Consider the following 17,536-nt stretch of genomic DNA (forward strand, 5'->3'; position numbering starts at 1 on the left):
TCGTGACCACCGTTCCCTCCCGGAGGTTCTCCGCCGCCACCCGTCCGGTCGGTGCCGTGATCGCGCCCGTTGCACAAGTACCTGAACGCTTGGGGCACGTCGCGACCTTTGTGATCGCCGCGGTCCTCGGCATCCGCCATGTCATCGCCACCTACCGACGCCAAACCCTGCTCTACATACAAGAATTCGCCTGGGGTAGAGGTGCAGTCTTGGTCGGTGGTGGAACGGCCATCGTCCTCGCCATCCTCGGCATCGCCGTCGGCGCCTCAATCGGTATCCAGGGTTACGCCTCGCTGGACCTCGTAGGGATGGGTTCACTGACTGGATTCATCTCTTCCTACGCCAACACCCGAGAGCTTGCACCAATGATCGCTGCGATCGGGTTCGCAGCGCAAGCCGGCTGCCGGTTGACAGCTGAGATAGGCTCGATGCGCATTTCCGAGGAGATCGACGCTCTCGAGGCTATGGCGGTACGTCCCATTCCCTTCGTCGTCAGCACTCGCGTAGTGGCGTCGATCACGACCGTGATTCCTTTGTACATCATCGCGCTTATTCTCGGATTCGCGGCCGCTAAACTCGTCGTCACACAGGTACACGGCCAATCCGGCGGCACTTATGATTTCTATTTCGACCAGTTCCTCAAACCTCAGGACCTTATCTTCTCGCTCATCAAAGTTCTTGTATTTGTCGTTTCCGTAGTGATTATCCATAGCTATCAGGGCTACTTCGCCACAGGCGGAGCTGAGGGGGTAGGCCGGGCGTCCGGCCGAGCGATCCGCACGAGCCTCATCGTCATCGTCGTGGAGGACATGATTCTGACACTTCTGATGTGGGGACTCGATTCCGGCGTACGGATTTCTGGGTAGGGGGGTTCAGTGGCTGTCTTTCATGATCCGTCCGGGCGCGAACCATCGCACGGGAACCTAGTCCTTCGGGGGGTCGCCCTCTTAATCCTCGGCGCGATAGCTGCCTACTTACTGATAAGTGACGCTAACGGTGACTTCAGCGATCACACGTCGTTGACCATCAACACCGACGCGATAGGCGACGGATTGAAGGGGGGATCGGAGGTGAAGTACCTTGGGTTCACCGTGGGCGAGGTCTCGAGCATCTCGGTTCGAGACCGTGGCGCGACGGTCAGAATCAACTTCACCGGTTCCGGCAACGATCTAGATCTCCGGCAGGGCATGACGGTGAATTACACCTCGGCAAACGCACTGGGACCGACGGCACTGGAGATCGTGGATCCTGGACACGGACCGCCCATCGGTTCCGGCGGGAGTGTCTACGTAAGCAGGTTGCAGTCTGAACAGACCTCGGTGTCAACACTTGTTAGGAAGATCTCCACGCTGGTCGAGGCACTGGACCAGCCCTCATTTGAAGCGGTGGTGAGGTTCATCGTCGAGGATTCGCAGGCAATGGCTGATAGCGGAAAACTCGTATTCCAGATCGCGAAGCTCACGCGGGATGTCCAGAAACGGCCGGTCGGGGAGGACCTAGAAATTGCAGCCAATCTGTCCACCGGAGTCGCCGACTTCATGACGCCGTTCGTCCCTGGCGTCTTGAAGAACGTCGATATCGCTGACTTTTTCGCCACTCAACAAAACATCGATCGCACGAAAAGCAATCTCGGCGACACGGGAAAGGTTCTGTTCGGTGCACTCGGCGGACTGCTCGACAAGAATTACCCGGCCCTGAGTTCGCTGTTAGACGTCGGCCTTGACCTAGCGCGGCCCGTCGCCAGATCCGCCTCGGGGCTCGTTCGCACGGTGTACACGATCCCGCAGATCCTCGATGGCATCGACAAAGCCTTGCCGAAATTCGGCGACCGAGTCCAGCTCCAGCTAGCACTGGTGGTCCAGACCTCACCTGCTCTACAAAGCGCATTGAGAATGGGGGGGCCCACGGGATGACTCTGAGGTCTCTGACACCCACAATCATTAAGATCACCGCGTTCACCGCTGTCATCGGCGTCCTTACATATGTCATCATCGCGATTCTGCAGCCGACCAACGAAGGATCCTCCAGTTCGCAGCGTTCCGCGGTTTTTGCCGACGCTTCCGGACTCAAGCCCCGCGACGGGGTACGACTCGCTGGAGTGAAGGTGGGATATGTAACGGCTGTCGACCTGAAGGGATCAACAGCGATCGTCCGTTTCCAACTGGACGACGGCGTCTCGATTACCCCCGCGACGACTGCCGCCGTCCGTTACCAAAACCTGCTGGGGCAGCGGTATGTGGAGCTCATCAATGCCGGACAAGGCGCCGACCAGGAGTCGATCACACAGGTGGCACTCAACAAGACCGTCCCGTCGTTCGACGTATCGACACTATTCAACAGTTTCAAACCAGTATTCGATACATTGAATACGGCCGAGATCAATGAGCTTCAGTCGAACCTGCTACGGGTCGCCCAGGGGGACGGTCGAGGTATCGCACCAGTCATGAAGCAAGTCGCGAACATCACCGAGTACGGGAACCAGCGTTCAGAGATCATCACCAACATTGTGACGAGCCTGGGACAGGTGTCTGATCAGTTGATGGGGCGCTCCGCCGAACTGGTCGAGTTGATAGACAAATTGGGGTCAATCGTCGATGCGTTCAGCCGCGTGAGCGATCGCCTGAGGGCCTCGCTGCGGGAGGTCAACCGTTCGATGGCGAAGACTGTGCTCTCCGGTGAGCAGATCGAGTCGACCTACGACACCAGCTTCGCGGCCATTTATCAGAGATTGGTGCGGGAGCCAGGGGATACAGAAAGCTTACTGAACGGTGCCGTTCTCCTGAAGCCACTCCTGGACGCCCTGGAAGCTACATCCAAAGCGACACCTTCGTCCTCGGCGGCAGGGTGCGCCCGAGGAGTGCTCGACCTACCGAGAACAGCGCAGATCGCCCTGATGGGTCAACGACTGGTGGTGTGCCAGTGACCCGCTTCTTCGATAAGCGTCCGCATCACCGCCCGCAGCGTCGGCGCGACCTCATCCTGGCGGGAGTCGTTACGATGGTCACGGTGGCCGGCCTCGTCGTGGCGGGTGCTGTGTACATCTCACCGCCCGGACAAACTATCTACAGTGCCAAGTTAGTCAATACCGGCGGATTGGAAGCCGGCGACCAGGTACGTATCGCCGGGATCAGGAAAGGCAAGGTCGCGTCAGTCGACCTGACCGGAACGTTCATCACCGTGCGATTCCGGCTGGATGACTCGATTGCCGTTCGGTCGGACGCGACGGCGAACGTCCGTCTCATCACCCCTATCGGTGGACGTGTATTGGACCTCGACCCAGGTTCAGGCCCGTCGGCCCTCGACGGTGCAATCCCACTGGAGCAGACAAGCAGCACCTACGACATTTCCAGCACGCTTGAGACAACCACACCGGTGTTCCGTGACGTGCGTGGTGTTGATCTACGGCGCACAGCGGCGCTGCTACAGAATGCTTTCTCCGACGGAAACACCAATATCCCTGATGCCCTGCAAAACGCGAGCAGCCTGATGGACCTACTGCAACGTCAGTACGCACAACTCGACAAGACGATGACGTTGTCCGATGAGTACGTCGCCGCCCTCGCAAACCGCAAGCAGGTACTCGTGGACTTCCTCCGCCAGCTCAGCTTCCTTGCCCGCACCCTTGGACCAGACATCGCCAACGTCCAGAACGGATTCGATTATCTGCGCCGTCTTTTCAAGCTACTGACCCGACCGCTTGTCGCGTACCGCGACGGAATAGAACCATCGGTACAACAGTTCAAGACCCTTCTGAACAAGGTGTCGGCCCAGATGCCCGCCTACGCAAACGCGCTGACCCAGGTCGATCAGATCACCAGACGACTGAGCATTTTTCTCGACGCTCCAGAGGTCGGTCCAGCGAGTCCTGAACCGACTGTCCGCATCTGCATCCCGAGTGGTGATCAAAAATGCTGACAGAGCGGATGCGTCAGCATCTGATCCCGATCGCCACCATCGTCACACTGGCAGTAGTGATCGCGGCCGTAGGAATCGACTATGCGACAGCCGACGACGACACGCGGCCACTATGTGCGGAGTTTTCCGACGCATCAGGTCTGTACGAAGGCAACTCCGTCGCGATGCTCGGCAAGAAGGTGGGCAGGGTCGTAGGCATTCACGAGGAGGGCCAGAGGGGCGTGCGTGTCGACATGCGGATCGACAAGACCGTGCCGCTTCCCGCGGATGTGGGGGCCACCCTGGTGTCCACCTCGATTGTCACCGAAAGGCAAATCGAGTTCACCCAGCCCTATCGCGGCGGAGAGCATTACGAGTCGGCCAAGTGCATACCACTGAACAAAACCAGGACTCCACTGGGGATTAGTCAAACGCTCGACGCGATCAGCACTCTTTCTGATGAACTCGTCAAGGACGGCGGACGTAACACCGATGCGATTCTCCAGGCGCTCACGCTCGTCTCCAAGAACATGGAGGGAACCCAGGGCGATATCTCTGGCATTCTCAAGGACTCGGCCACGCTGATCAACGATCCGACCCGGCGTGATGGTCAGATACGCAGAATTGTAGCCAACCTCGCGACCTTAACCGGTGTTGCCACCGAGAACAGTGCTGAGGTGACCCAACTGTTCGACAACTTCGTCGGCGCAATCGAGGTGATTGTTGCTTTCGGTCAAACATTCGGGGCCGCAACAGAGTACGCAGGTACCTTCGTCCCCATCCTGTCGCGATTGGCGTCCGACTTCGGTCCACCGATCTTCGCAATTGGTGATGCTGCGGTTCCACTCCTCGCGCAAGTAGGCAAGCAAGAGAACATCCTGGCGACCGTCGCCGCTCGAACGGCTGACCTCATCGTCAAGCATCCGGATGCGAAGTCGATCCTGCGGGCATTCGCCGTGTCTGTCCCACTGCAGACCCTAAGAACGGCGTGTGCCTCTCCCCCCGTCAACGGCGTCTGCAGGACGGGTAACGAAGTGGCGACGATCGCTAACTTGATCGGAGGGCAATCTCAATGATGACCTACGGCTACCTTCGCCGTGTCACGGCCGCGATCGTGACGCTGTTCGCAGCGACCATCGCCCTCGCCGCCTGCAGCATCAACGCCGACAATCCGCCGACCATCGGCGGATCATCCGCCCGAGACGGTTACTACATCGAGATCGAGTTCACGAGTGCTCTGAACTTGCCTGCCCGTGCCAAAGTCCTCTCTCGAGGGATTGACGTCGGTGCCGTCACCAGCGTCACGTACGACGGAGGCCACGCGCTGGTTGCCGCCCGAATTGATAAAGACGCCCAACTGCCGGAAGATTCGCGCGCGGAACTCCGCCAAGACACTCTCCTGGGCGAGATTTATGTGGCCATCCTTCCCCCCGCACAGCAGTCCACCCAAGCCTTGCTGCACGCGGGATCGGTAATACCTCTCTCACGCACCGAACCGGCTGCCAACGTCGAGGACGTGATGCGGGGTATGGCTAATGTACTGGGCGGGGGTGAACTCGATAAAATCCATACCGCGATATCGACACTGAACTCGACCTTTCCGAGTGACCCCGCCCAATTCGATACGCTTTACCGCACGACGTTGCGCACCGTGTCTGAGGTGTCCGCCAACACCGACAAACTCGACGTAGTCCTGCAGTCGGCCGATCGCACGCTGAAAGTGATCCTGGCCGACCCGTCAGGTACTGACCGAATGCTGACCAAGGGGGGAGTGAACTTCTATGGTCTGGGCTACTCGCTAATTGACGTCGCGCTACTTATCGCCAACCTGCGCGACTTCGCAGTATCTGCCGGCCGTATCGTCGACCCTGAGTATTCCCGCATCAAGGAAACGGTAGGAGCGATCGCGCCGGTAATCGCGTCCATCGCGTACTCGGACATCTACTCCAAGGATGTTTCTGACAAGGCGACGCGTGTAATACGCGAGAAGCTCATCCCATTCGTCAGCTCGCCAGATATCAACGTTTCCGACGTGTCTATCGACGGCCAAGATCTAGCGCGACGTGATGCCGGGTCGTTCATTAACGTATTGCGAGCGATCGGAATGATGCCATGATCCGCAGCACCGTCGTATCCCTGGTTGCCCTTGTCGTCGTCTTCCTCGTCGGAGCAACATACCTGACCATCGACGTGGCACGGGTAAACCCGTTCCGCTCCGACTACACGATCTCGGCCATACTCGAGAGCTCGGGCGGCCTGCTCGACACATCGCCGGTGATGCTAGAGGGGGTGCCGGTGGGCAAGGTGACATCTATTCGCGTCACAGATAATCAGCTCGCCGTCGACATGTCCATCGACTCCGGCTATAAGATTCCTCGCGGCAGTGTCATGACGATCCAGAACCTCTCGGTCGCGGGAGAGCAATACATCAACTTCATCCCACCGGGTACCACCACCAGTGAGTACTTGCGTAGTGGGGACCTAGTGTCCGCCAGTGCCATCCACGTGTCCCAATCCGTTCCCCAGGTGCTCCCGAAATTGTCGGCAGTGGCCGATGCGCTCGATCCAGCATCGATTGAGTCCATCAACGAAACGATCTCGGCTGCAGTCGACGGCCGGCAAAAGGACCTCGACACGATCGGAGACATGATGCACCGCCTCGTGGACTTCGTCGGTGACGACGGTGCGGTCCGTACCACTGCGGACAATGCCGAGTTCCTCCTGGGCCTTATGTCGAACGTGGGCGGTGTGCTCAGTACCGCGTCGGTCCGGACCCCGGATGCCGTCGACGGTTTGGCGAGAATCCAACGTGCGTTCATCGTTTTCACCTCTACGTCCTACGACAAATGGCCGCCGATCCTGAAGCTAGTGGAAAAGCTCAGCGGTTACATCCAGATACTTCAGCCCGACATTGTCGCCATCACCCGCGCGGTCAAACCGGCGACGGCGAAAGTCGCAGACACATATATCGACTTCGGATCGATCGGTGATCTTCTGGCTCGAACATTCCCCGCGTCCCATCGGGGGCAGGCGCAGATCCCGATCGCCGTCACACCATCACCTCGCTGACGCCCGATGTCTACCCCCCCTACCCCAGCATTTACAGAAGGCAGCAAATGACGGCACACGACAACGGATCAGAATCCGAGGACAGCGGCACCGAAAATGAGCTGACTGCGGCTTCCGATAAGGCAGATCGCGGCGACGCCACTAGTGCTGCAGAATCTGCGACGTCACAGGACGTTTCCGCCTCGGACGAGGCAAGCCCCCCGACGTCCGTCGCCGAGCAGCGCTGGGGATCAGCACGCCTCCAGGTGGTGGCCGTCGGTGCTCTCGTGGTAGTACTCGCGGTGCTGGCCGGGCTCTTTGCTTACCTCTACATTGACATGCGGCAAGCAAAGACGTCCCTGGAGGACGCTGCCACACAACGAGCGCAGGCAGCGCAGGCAGCATCGGACTACACCACAAAGTCGCTCACGTACAGCTACCAAAACACCGACGCATTCTTTACCGAAGTGAAAGAGAATGCCAGCGATGCGTTGGTCAAGCGATACGACGATGTCGAACCCACCTTGACCCAAATCATGGAACAGGCCAAGGTCCAAGCGTCGGGACGCGTACTGGCGACCAGCGTCACCGGCAGCGCCAGCGAGAACCGGGGGGAATACACGGTGCTGGTCTTCGCCACCCAGAAGACCCAGAATGTTCAGAACCCTCAGCCGAGCGAACTCCCCACACTGTTGAAAGTCGTCGTGCTGAAGACCGATAACGGCTGGCAGATCCAGGATTACGGACCTGCTGAATGATCCAGCGTCCGCCGCGAAAGGAGAGTTAGATGAAAAGCACCATGCAGGAGGTGCCGATGACAGTGTCATCGATACTGCGCCACGTCGCAACCAATCACACTGTTAGGCAGGTGATTACCTATTCCGTGAACGGCTCTGCCCGGTATGCGACCTACGGCGATCTTGAAGAGCGATGCGCACGTCTGGCGAATGCTCTGCGTCGGGTCGGCGTGGTCGGCGACGACCGCGTGGCAACGATGCTGTGGAACAACCAGGAGCACCTCGAAGCGTACGCTGCGGTACCCGCGATGGGCGCGGTGCTGCATACGCTGAACATCCGGTTGTCACCGGCTCAGCTGCAGTTCATCGCGAACCACGCCGAAGACAAGGTCATTATCGTGGACGGGTCGCTGGTTCCGTTGTTGGCGGCGGTCCTACCGGGCTTGGCGACGGTTCGGGTTGTGTTCGTTACCGGCGACGGCGACACCTCCCCGCTCGACGGGCACGGCGTGACCGTGATGCGATATCATGACGCGCTCGCAGCGGAATCCCCAGTGTTCTCTTGGGTCGATCCCGACGAGCGGTCGGCTGCGGGTATGTGTTATACGAGCGGCACTACAGGCGATCCCAAGGGGGTCGTCTACAGTCATCGCTCGGTGTTTCTGCACTCCATGGCAGCGTGTACCGGTAACGCTCTGGCGATCGCAGAAGCCGATCGTGTACTTCCCGTCGTGCCGATGTTTCATGCCAGCGCCTGGGGTCTGCCCTACGCGTCGCTGATGGCCGGCGCGGACTTGCTGATGCCTGATCGATACCTTCAAGCAGCGCCGCTCGCTGACATGATCCAACAACATCGCCCCACGAAGGCAGGAGCAGTACCGACAATCTGGAACGATCTTCTTCAGTACGGTATCGCGAATCCGGGTGTCGACTTGTCATCGATCGACCTTGTCGCCTGTGGTGGAGCTCCCGTCCCGCAGTCGTTGATCGAGGGGTTTGCGGACCGCTTCGGCGTACAGATTATTCAGGCGTGGGGTATGACTGAGACGTCCCCGCTTGCAGCGGTAGGTCGGCCTCCCGCCGGGATCAGCCCCACAAAGGAAATGTCTTACCGCAAGCGACAGGGACGGGCAATTTGCGGGGTGGAGATGCGCCTCATCGACGAGGGCGGCCTGCCTGTTCCCCGTGACGACAAGTCCGTCGGTGAACTCGAAGTGCGGGGTCCGTGGGTCACAGGCAGCTACTACCGACTCGAGGACACCGAGAGGTTTCGGGATGGCTGGTTGCGGACCGGCGACGTGGGACACATCAGTCCGGACGGGTATCTGACGCTGACCGACCGGTCCAAGGACGTCATCAAGTCCGGGGGCGAATGGATCTCGTCAGTGGAGCTCGAGAACTGGATCATGTCGCACCCGGATGTCGCCGAGGCCGCGGTTGTCGCGATGCCCGACCCCCGATGGCAGGAGACAGCTCTCGCTGTTGTGGTTCCGGCACCGGGTCGCGAAGTGTCGGCTGACACGCTCCACGAGTGGTGCCTAAGAAATTGCCCGGAGGAGATCCCGCACTGGTGGATCCCGAAGAACTGGACGTTCGTGGAGCAGATACCACGGACGAGCGTGGGCAAGTTCGACAAGAAGGTGTTGCGCGCGAAGCATGAGCAGGGCGAGCTGTCGGTTGTATCGAACTAGCGCCGCACGGGGTCGGCTTCGCGTCCGCACTGGCCGAGATAGGACACCGCCGAGGTAAGGCACAGATGTGCCCACCGAACGTCCTCAGCGTTCGGTGGGCACGTATTTGTTGGAGCGATGCGTCTGCCCGATGGCCCCGGTGGGACAGACAGCACCGTCACTGGGAATTGCGCGGCCATTCATCTCTCACTCATCGTTCGTTGGGCGCCGTTTTATCGAGCGTCGTAGAGTTTGCGAGGTGGACATCGCAGCCAGCGCTCCACATTCGCAGTCATCAGCACACAACATCGAAGGGGCACCATCATGGCCGAGGCTATCGTGGGCGCAATCATTACCGACATCGTCGGCGAACTGGTCACCGGATCGATCGAGTCCGGATCAGACGAAGCTACCGCTTGAGCGCTTCACAGAAGAACACACCGCCCCGTGGCTTCTGCCGCGGGGCGGTCTTTTGGTGCGCGGGGGCTCGAAACGTATGTCGCAACACGTACTCGACGAGGCCACACCGATGAGCCATGTCCGCACACTCACCGTCCGACTCACCTCCTAAACCAACCCCACACCCACAGCCGAAGCGCATGACTTGTCCTGGACGAAGTAGCGGTCGGCGTCACGACTGGGCGCCATCGCCCCCGCCGGCACCAGTGACGGCGCTCATTGAAACTGCCCAGTCCTGCTAACTGAAACTGCTCACTTGTGTGGCACCGCCTACAAGGGCGGGCCTTCCTCGATGCTGATGGTCTCTGACCACACATCTGCCTTCGAGGGAGACCCGCTCGTTCATGCTCACACAAGGAGAATCCGTGGAAGCACATGCCCTGCGAAAGCAGGGATGGACGATCTCGGCGATTGCCCGGCACCTGGGCTGCAACCGTCGCACGATCCGCAACTATCTCAACGAGACGACCACGCCGGGAGTCCGGGCCAAACCCCAGGTCGATCCGTTCGGCGAGTTTGTCGACTACGTGACCGCGCGGCTGATGGAGGATCCGCATCTGTGGGCGCGCACGTTGTGCGACGAACTCGAGGACCTCGGCTACCGGCAGTCATATCAAACGTTGACCCGGCAGATCCGGGCGCGCGACTTGCGTCCGGTATGCACCGACTGTGCAACCGCGACCGACCGGGCCAATACGGTGATCGAGCATCCGCCGGGCGCCGAAACCCAGTGGGACTGGTGTCAACGGCGGCCGGAAACTGACCCCTTATCGACAGTCCCGGATCTTGTGAGCCAAATTAACAACAGATTGCAACGTTTGCACATGGATCGGTCGGATTCGCCCATACACACTTAAGGGGAACCTCATACGTGCAAGGAGGTGGCCATGGCCACGATCACATACACCACCCACGACGGAGACGACTACAAAGTCGATCTCGTGGAGGGAAAGTCGCTCATGCAGACCGCCGTCGACGAAGCGATCCCCGGCATCGACGGTGATTGTGGTGGCGAAGCGGCCTGCGGTACGTGTCACGTCATTGTCGACCCGGCGTGGATCAAGACCGTCGGGCACAGCGGCGAGGGCGAGGAAGAGATGCTGAGCATGCATCCGGAACGGGAAGAGACCTCGCGGCTGTCCTGCCAGATGATCGCGACTGAGGAGTGGGACGGCCTGACTGTTCGCCTCCCAGAATTCCAACTCTGACCCGCAACGACGAAGGAATGCAATCATGAGCATCGCAACCACCGTCGCCGAGAAGGCGCAATCAATGATCCCGATCGACCTTCAGATCCGAGGCGCGCATGTCTATGACAAGACCCGCCGAATCGTCACAAGGACCGACGGCCAGAAGATCTTCACCGAGACCCCGATCCCGCCGGTGGACGAGGTCGATCTCGCCGAAATCGACCTGAGCAACCCGTTCCTGTATCGCCAGGGTATGTGGCGCTCGTACTTCGAGCGTGTCCGCAACGAGGCGCCGGTGCACTTCCGTTCGGAGAGCCCGTTCGGTCCGTTCTGGTCGGTCACGCGACACGCCGACATCATCGCGGTCGACAAGAATCACGAGGCGTTCTCCGCCGAACCGTTCATCATCATCGGCAGGCCCCCGCGTTTCATGGACATCGCGATGTTCATCGCGATGGATCCACCCCGGCACGACAAGCAACGCGCCGCAGTGCAGGGCGTGGTGGCTCCGAAGAACCTTCGCGAGATGGAGGGGCTCATCCGCGCGCGCGTCCGCGAAGTCCTCGACGGCCTCCCACTCAACGAGCCGTTTGACTGGGTCCAGACTGTGTCGATCGAACTCACTGCACGCATGCTCGCGACGCTACTTGACTTCCCTTACGAGAAGCGGCACAAGCTGGTCGAATGGTCCGACCTCGCGACCTCGATGGAGCAGGCCAACGGCGGCCCCTCGGACAACGACAAGGTCTTCCGTGAGATGGTCGCGATGGCGCAAGGCCTGAGTTCGCTGTGGCGGGACAAGGCGGCACGTACCGTGGCTGGCGAAGAGCCTGGCTTCGACCTCATCACCATGCTGCAGAGCAACGAGGACACCAAGAACCTCCTCGACGATCGCCCCATGGAGTTCCTCGGCAACCTCGTGCTGCTGATCGTCGGCGGCAACGACACGACCCGCAACTCCATGAGCGGCGGAGTGCTGGCCCTCAACGAATACCCCGAGCAGTTCGAGAAGCTCAAGGCCAACCCCGACCTCATCCCCAACGCGGTGTCGGAGATCATCCGCTGGCAGACCCCTCTTGCCTACATGCGCAGGGTCGCCAAGAAGGACGTCATGCTCGGCGGCCAGTTCATCCGCAAGGGTGACAAGGTGGTGATGTGGTACGCCTCGGGCAACCGAGACGAGCGCGTCTTCGAGCGTCCAGACGAGCTCATCATCGACCGGGCCAACGCCCGCAACCACATCGCGTTCGGTTTCGGTGTACACCGCTGCATGGGCAACCGGCTCGCCGAGCTCCAGCTACGCATCCTGTGGGAGGAGCTCCTCCCTCGCTTCGACAACATCGAGGTGGTGGGTGAGCCGGAGTACGTGCAATCGAACTTTGTCCGTGGGATCAGCAAGATGATGGTTCGCCTGACCCCCAAGGGGGAAATGTGACGGCTGATCAGGTCGTCATCCTCGGCGCGAGCCACGCCGGCGTCCAACTCGCGGGCGCTCTCCGAAAGGAGAAATGGGCCGGGGATGTCTTGCTGATCGGCGACGAGGGCAGGCTCCCCTACCAGCGTCCACCGCTGTCCAAGGCATACCTGGCAGGTGCATCACAGCTTGATGACTGCGCGATCCGCGGACGTCAGTTCTACGACAAGCAGCGGATCGAGCTCGTGGACGGAACGGCGACGGCGATCAACCGTTCCGCGCACACCGTCACCCTCAGCAGTGGAGACGTGGTGTCTTACGCCACGCTGGCACTGTGCACCGGCGCGCGCGCCCGCACGCTGACCGTTCCGGGCGCCGAGTTGACGGGCGTCCACTACTTGCGCACTGCCACCGACGTCGAGGCCATCCGTGCCGCGGTGGTGCCAGGTTGCCGGGCCGTCATCGTCGGCGGCGGCTATATCGGCCTGGAGACGGCCGCCTCACTTCGAGCTCTGGGTGTGAACGTCACTGTTCTCGAGGCTGCGGAACGCGTGCTCGAGCGGGTGACCGCGCCGGTGGTCTCGAGGTTTTTCGACCGTATCCACCGGACCGAGGGTGTCGATGTTCGCACCAGCGCGTTGGTCGAGGGTTTTCGCGGGGAGGGGCGAGTCGAAGAGGTGGTCCTCGCCGACGGTGAGACCCTGGCCGCGGACCTCGTCATCGTCGGTGTCGGCATCATTCCCAACACGGATCTCGCGGTCGCCGCGGGCCTCGAGGTTGACGACGGAGTCATCGTCGACGACCATGCACGCACCAGCGACCCCGACATCGTCGCCGCCGGCGACTGCGTCAACCAACGGATCGCACGGTACGACAGGCGCGTCCGCCTCGAATGTGTGGCGGCCGCCACCGAGCAGGCCAAGGTCGCGGCAGCGACCATCTGCGGCAACGAAGCCGGTCTCACCGCGCTGCCTTGGTTCTGGTCCGATCAATACGATCTGAAGCTGCAGATCGCCGGGCTCAACACCGGGTACGACGAGGTACTGGTCAGCGGTGACCCTGACCACGACCGTGACTTCACCTGTTACTACTTCAACGACGGCGAGCTGATCGCCGCGGACTGCGTCAACAGACCCAAGGATTTCATGAACGCGAAGCGTACGATCGCACAGCGTTCGTCGCTCGACAGGTCCGAACTGATCGGAGCCACACCATGACCACATCACCCGCGGCAGCGGAAAGGCCGGCGGCGGCGCTCACAGCATCGACCTTCCTCGACATCCATCACGCGACCGTGCAGGCCTTCACCCAAGACGCGGTCGGCGACGCGGACACCGATCGCGAGAAGGCGCGGCGCCTCTTCGCCGCAGTCCGAGACCAGATCCGTTACGACCCCTACACCGTCTCTGACAAGCCCGATCATTACCGGGCCAGCCATGTCATCGAGTCCGGACGTGGGTACTGCGTACCCAAAGCGGTCGTACTGACAGCCGCGTTCCGCGCTGCAAACATACCGGCCCGGCTCGGCTTCGCCGATGTACGCAATCATCTGCAGACCGACGCGCTGCGCGAACTCATGGGAACCGACGTCTTCGTATATCACGGATACAGCCACGTCTACATCGAGGGGCGCTGGTTGAAAGCTACACCCGCGTTCAACATTGAATTGTGCACTCGATTCGGGGTCCCACCTATCGACTTCACCGGCGATCGCGACGCGTTGTTTCACGCGCACGCGGCGGACGGCTCCGCGCTCATGGAGTACGTGCACGAACGCGGCGTCTACAACGACTTGCCCCTCGAGGAAATCCTGGCGGGCCTGCGGCATGCCTACGGCCCTCTGATCTTCTCGGGACGGCCAGCTCCGTCCGACGCATTCCGCGCATAGTGTGCGCTCCGGCGGGCTACCGCCGCAGGTCACTGCCCGCTCGAACACCCGTGCCACCACCTGTCGGCCAGATCCCGTCGCCACAGTGTCCACCACCACTAGGGAGACCATGACAATGTCCGAGTCGTTGCTCGACACCTATCCACACCGGATGGGCGGCCATTGCGGCTCCAGCGCGATGCGCGACTTGATGGAGTGGGCGGGACTAGGCTTCGACGGGCCACCGAACGAGGGTCTGGTGTTCGCTCTGGGCGGAGCACTCTCGCTCACGTATGTTCGCACCGACGCCCTCGTGCCGCCGTTGTATCTGGTAGGACGTGGTCCTGACTTCGAGATGGACCTCCCCCGCCGTCTCGGCGCTACGGTGGAGGTCCGGTCCACCGACGATCCCCAGCTAGGGTGGGATCTCGTCCGCGACGAACTCGACCGCGGCCGGCCCGCGCTCGTGTGGGCCGAAATTGCTGAATTGCCCTACCTGCGCGTTCAGTTGCGCATGAGTCGCCACGATATCGTCATAGTGGGCTACGACAGCGACGCAGAAATCGCTTACGTCGCAGACAACGATCGCGTCGAAATTCAACAGGTTCCCTTCGACGCGCTGGCGCGAGCCCGACGCTCGATGACCTTCCCCGAGCCGACCCGACATACGCTCTTCCGCATTGACTGGCCCGAGGCGCTACCGTCAATCGCCGTCGTGGCTGCGGAGGCGTTCGCGCAATCTGCGGCATGCATGCGCGCGCCCGCAGGATCCACGATCGCCGGCCCTGTCGAACACTCTGGGACACACGGAATAGACGCAGCCCTAGCACTATCCTCTGACGTGATGCTCTGGCATGAGCTGCCCACCGACGTGCTCGAAGTCCACCTATTCAGTCTCGGTGCATTCATCGAGAAGGCAGGTACGGGTGGTGGCCTGTTCCGACGACTACTCGCGTGTGGCTGCGACGACATCGCCCGCCTGACAGGCGACGCTGCAACCAGCGACCTCGCCAGAGATGCTCACCGAGCGGCTGCAGCATGGACAGCAGTCGCTCAGGCGGCCGTACACAAGGGCTCAACCGCTGCTACCCGGCTCGACCACGTCATCGAGGCCGCGGCAGTCCTAACTGACACTGAGTCGAGCCTCGCCACCTCACTGGACTCCGCCGCCAGATCCCTAAGGTCCGCCGTTTAGAAGAACGGAACTATCAATGTGTCGGCGACCCCAATCGGATCTCGGTGACCCGTCGGGGAATCGGATACTCCACGATGAGAACAGTTATGAGTGGTGTGAGGTTCCCCCGCATAGTGGAGCGTGGTTACGCGACCAACACGCGCTAGGGAGTGCTCATCTTTGATCACACACGGGTACATATCGCCTTCACCGCAGGTCAGATAGGTGATGTCTGAAGTCCAGACCGCATTGGCGTGTCCCCCGTGTGACGAGGCTCAAGAAGCTTCCCCAGATGTGCTCACTGAACTCCCCACCCGTGGGCGGCTCCTACTGTAGCGTCCGTCGGGTTGGTGTGGTGGCGGTGCGCTGGTTTTGGGTGCGGGCGTGGTTGGTCGCGTAGGCGGTAGGAATCGCCGTCGAGTTTGATGACGACTGAGCGGTGCAGGAGCCGGTCGAGCATGGCGGCGGCGACGGTGGTGTCGCCGAGGACTTCGCCCCATTCGGCGACCGATCGGTTGGTGGTGATCACGATCGAGGTCTTCAAATACCGTTGCGCCACAACCTGAAACAGGGCGAGGCTGCTTCGGCGGGCAACGGCAGGTAGCCCAGTTCGTCAATCACCAAAAGAGTTGGGCCGGCGAAGAACCGCATGGTGGTGGCCCACCGGCCCTCGATCGCAGCTTTGTGGCAGCGGGCGGCCAGATCAGCGGCGGTAGTCACGTAGGTGCGGTAGCCGGCATGCGCCGCAGCGTGGGCCAACCCGACGGCGAGGTGAGTTTTTCCGGTGCCCGGCGGCCCGACGAGCAACACGTTGGTCGCCGACTCGAGATAGGCGCAGGTGCCCAGTTCGCGGACCAGAGCCGCGTCCACGCCGGGAGCGGCGTCGTAGTCGAACGAGTCCAGCGTCGCGGTGGTGGGCAGGCACGCGAACCGTAGGCGGCCGGCCAGTCGGCGGGCGTCGGTGGCGTCGACCTCGATCGCCAACAGATGCTCCAGGGCCTGCGTCATCGTCCAGGCTTCGTCGGTGGCGGTTTGCAGCACCCCAGGAAGCGCCTGGGCAGCCGCATCGAGCTTGAGGGTGGCCAGATGACCGCGCAGTTGTTGATCCACCGAGACCGCTGCTGGCGATTGCGGCTCGGTGGGAGAGGCAGTGGAGGTGTTCTTCGTGGTCATGGCAGAGTGTTCCTGTTCTGTGCGGCACGTTCGTAGACGGCGAGATCGATCACCGGGGCCGTTGCATCGGTGGTGGTGGCGTGACCAGAGATTTTGTCGCGCAATGCTTGTGCGGCGGCGCGTGCGGCTTCTCCGGGCGGGATTCGTTCCTTGCGGCGATGCGGACGCCCACCGCCTGAAGCGGGCCGAGCACTAGGGTTTCCAGCGCTATGACGTGACCGTGGTCACGGACCTGGGCGCCCGAACCCGGGGCGGCCAGCCGGTGGCGGGCGATCACGATCCCGGAGGCGGTAGCGATGTCGATATGGTCGTCGCCGAGCGCTTCTCGCCCGGTGACCTCACTCATCGCGATCTCCGGCGGTACCGAGTACTGGTTGCCCCGCCAGGCGACCAACGCCTGCCGGGAGACCTGCCGGGTTTCGGTCAGGATCGCCGGATACGGGGCTGCTGGCGGCGCGGTCAGGGGTTCACGGGCGGCGGCCGTGATCACCGATGCCCGCCCATCGGCGGTCGGCCGTATCCGCGCATCCGAACGGGTGCGGCAGAACGTGTCCAGGCCGGTTTGCGCGGCCTCCACCGTTGTCTCGTCAGGAAGAGTGCGCCACCAGCGTTGTGCTGCAGTGTGATTGGACTTCTCCACCACACCTTTGCGGTTGCCGCGTCGGGGCGGGCACACTGCGACTGACACCCCGTAGTATTTGGCGACCGCGGCGAACTCGGCGGTCACCTCGCCGCTGGCCGGGTGACAGACGGTGGCCATCCGGTCAAACCGCCACGACTTCGTCACGCCACCGAGTCGGCGGGTGATGCGATCGAGTCCGCGATCACCTGCGGGCGGGTCATATCCGGGGCCAGGTAGCCACGCCACATCCCTGAATGTGCCAACGACCCGACAAGTAGGAAAGCTGTC

At 61.5% G+C, this 17,536-nt stretch carries 14 protein-coding genes and 3 pseudogenes; 15 read left to right on the top strand and 2 right to left on the bottom strand.

The window, feature by feature from the left end:
• Positions 1-2: 2 nt before the first annotated feature.
• The 15 genes and pseudogenes from GOAMI_RS15930 (at position 3) to GOAMI_RS16000 (ending at position 15,474) form a co-directional block, all read left to right on the top strand.
• Positions 3-866 (top strand): ABC transporter permease, encoded by an 864-nt coding sequence (locus tag GOAMI_RS15930; RefSeq protein WP_006437579.1) that lies wholly within the window; start codon positions 3-5, stop codon positions 864-866.
• A 9-nt stretch (positions 867-875) separates the two neighbouring features.
• On the top strand, positions 876-1,913 hold the full coding sequence (locus GOAMI_RS15935; protein ID WP_006437580.1) for an MlaD family protein: 1,038 nt from the start codon (positions 876-878) through the stop codon (positions 1,911-1,913).
• Positions 1,910-2,923: an MlaD family protein gene (locus tag GOAMI_RS15940; protein ID WP_006437581.1), complete on the top strand. Its 1,014-nt coding sequence runs from the start codon at positions 1,910-1,912 to the stop codon at positions 2,921-2,923. Before GOAMI_RS15935 ends, GOAMI_RS15940 begins: the two co-directional genes overlap by 4 nt.
• Positions 2,920-3,915, top strand: a complete 996-nt coding sequence (locus GOAMI_RS15945; RefSeq protein WP_006437582.1) for an MlaD family protein — start codon at positions 2,920-2,922, stop codon at positions 3,913-3,915. Before GOAMI_RS15940 ends, GOAMI_RS15945 begins: the two co-directional genes overlap by 4 nt.
• Positions 3,909-4,970 (top strand): MlaD family protein, encoded by a 1,062-nt coding sequence (locus GOAMI_RS15950; protein WP_006437583.1) that lies wholly within the window; start codon positions 3,909-3,911, stop codon positions 4,968-4,970. The genes GOAMI_RS15945 and GOAMI_RS15950 overlap by 7 nt, the downstream gene beginning before the upstream one ends.
• The gene (locus GOAMI_RS15955; protein WP_006437584.1) at positions 4,967-6,010 is read left to right on the top strand and encodes an MlaD family protein; all 1,044 of its coding nucleotides are present in this window, start codon (positions 4,967-4,969) and stop codon (positions 6,008-6,010) included. Before GOAMI_RS15950 ends, GOAMI_RS15955 begins: the two co-directional genes overlap by 4 nt.
• Positions 6,007-6,963, top strand: a complete 957-nt coding sequence (locus GOAMI_RS15960) for an MlaD family protein (protein ID WP_006437585.1) — start codon at positions 6,007-6,009, stop codon at positions 6,961-6,963. The genes GOAMI_RS15955 and GOAMI_RS15960 overlap by 4 nt, the downstream gene beginning before the upstream one ends.
• A 47-nt stretch (positions 6,964-7,010) precedes the next feature.
• Complete coding sequence (locus tag GOAMI_RS15965; protein ID WP_006437586.1) at positions 7,011-7,700, top strand: hypothetical protein; 690 nt, start codon at positions 7,011-7,013, stop codon at positions 7,698-7,700.
• Positions 7,701-7,729: 29 nt separating this feature from the next.
• The gene (locus GOAMI_RS15970; protein ID WP_006437587.1) at positions 7,730-9,370 is read left to right on the top strand and encodes a long-chain fatty acid--CoA ligase; all 1,641 of its coding nucleotides are present in this window, start codon (positions 7,730-7,732) and stop codon (positions 9,368-9,370) included.
• Between the two features lie 782 nt (positions 9,371-10,152).
• Positions 10,153-10,554 (top strand): annotated as a pseudogene (locus GOAMI_RS15975) (helix-turn-helix domain-containing protein); the annotation flags it as partial.
• A gap of 141 nt (positions 10,555-10,695) precedes the next feature.
• The gene (locus GOAMI_RS15980; protein WP_006437589.1) at positions 10,696-11,016 is read left to right on the top strand and encodes a 2Fe-2S iron-sulfur cluster-binding protein; all 321 of its coding nucleotides are present in this window, start codon (positions 10,696-10,698) and stop codon (positions 11,014-11,016) included.
• Positions 11,017-11,041: 25 nt separating this feature from the next.
• Entirely contained in the window at positions 11,042-12,433 is a 1,392-nt protein-coding gene (locus GOAMI_RS15985) for a cytochrome P450 (RefSeq protein ID WP_006437590.1), read from the top strand.
• Positions 12,430-13,629: an NAD(P)/FAD-dependent oxidoreductase gene (locus tag GOAMI_RS15990; RefSeq protein ID WP_006437591.1), complete on the top strand. Its 1,200-nt coding sequence runs from the start codon at positions 12,430-12,432 to the stop codon at positions 13,627-13,629. The genes GOAMI_RS15985 and GOAMI_RS15990 overlap by 4 nt, the downstream gene beginning before the upstream one ends.
• Positions 13,626-14,300: a transglutaminase-like domain-containing protein gene (locus tag GOAMI_RS15995; RefSeq protein WP_006437592.1), complete on the top strand. Its 675-nt coding sequence runs from the start codon at positions 13,626-13,628 to the stop codon at positions 14,298-14,300. The genes GOAMI_RS15990 and GOAMI_RS15995 overlap by 4 nt, the downstream gene beginning before the upstream one ends.
• 115 nt (positions 14,301-14,415) lie before the next feature.
• Entirely contained in the window at positions 14,416-15,474 is a 1,059-nt protein-coding gene (locus tag GOAMI_RS16000; protein ID WP_006437593.1) for a BtrH N-terminal domain-containing protein, read from the top strand.
• Between the two features lie 306 nt (positions 15,475-15,780).
• Here the strand turns inward: GOAMI_RS16000 and istB are convergent.
• Positions 15,781-16,626: pseudogene (gene istB / locus GOAMI_RS16010) on the bottom strand (IS21-like element helper ATPase IstB).
• Positions 16,623-17,536 (bottom strand): annotated as a pseudogene (locus GOAMI_RS16015) (Mu transposase domain-containing protein); the annotation flags it as partial. The pseudogenes GOAMI_RS16015 and istB, both read right to left, overlap by 4 nt.

The sequence above is a fragment of the Gordonia amicalis NBRC 100051 = JCM 11271 genome (genome assembly GCF_000332995.1).
Taxonomy (GTDB): Bacteria; Actinomycetota; Actinomycetes; order Mycobacteriales; family Mycobacteriaceae; genus Gordonia; species Gordonia amicalis.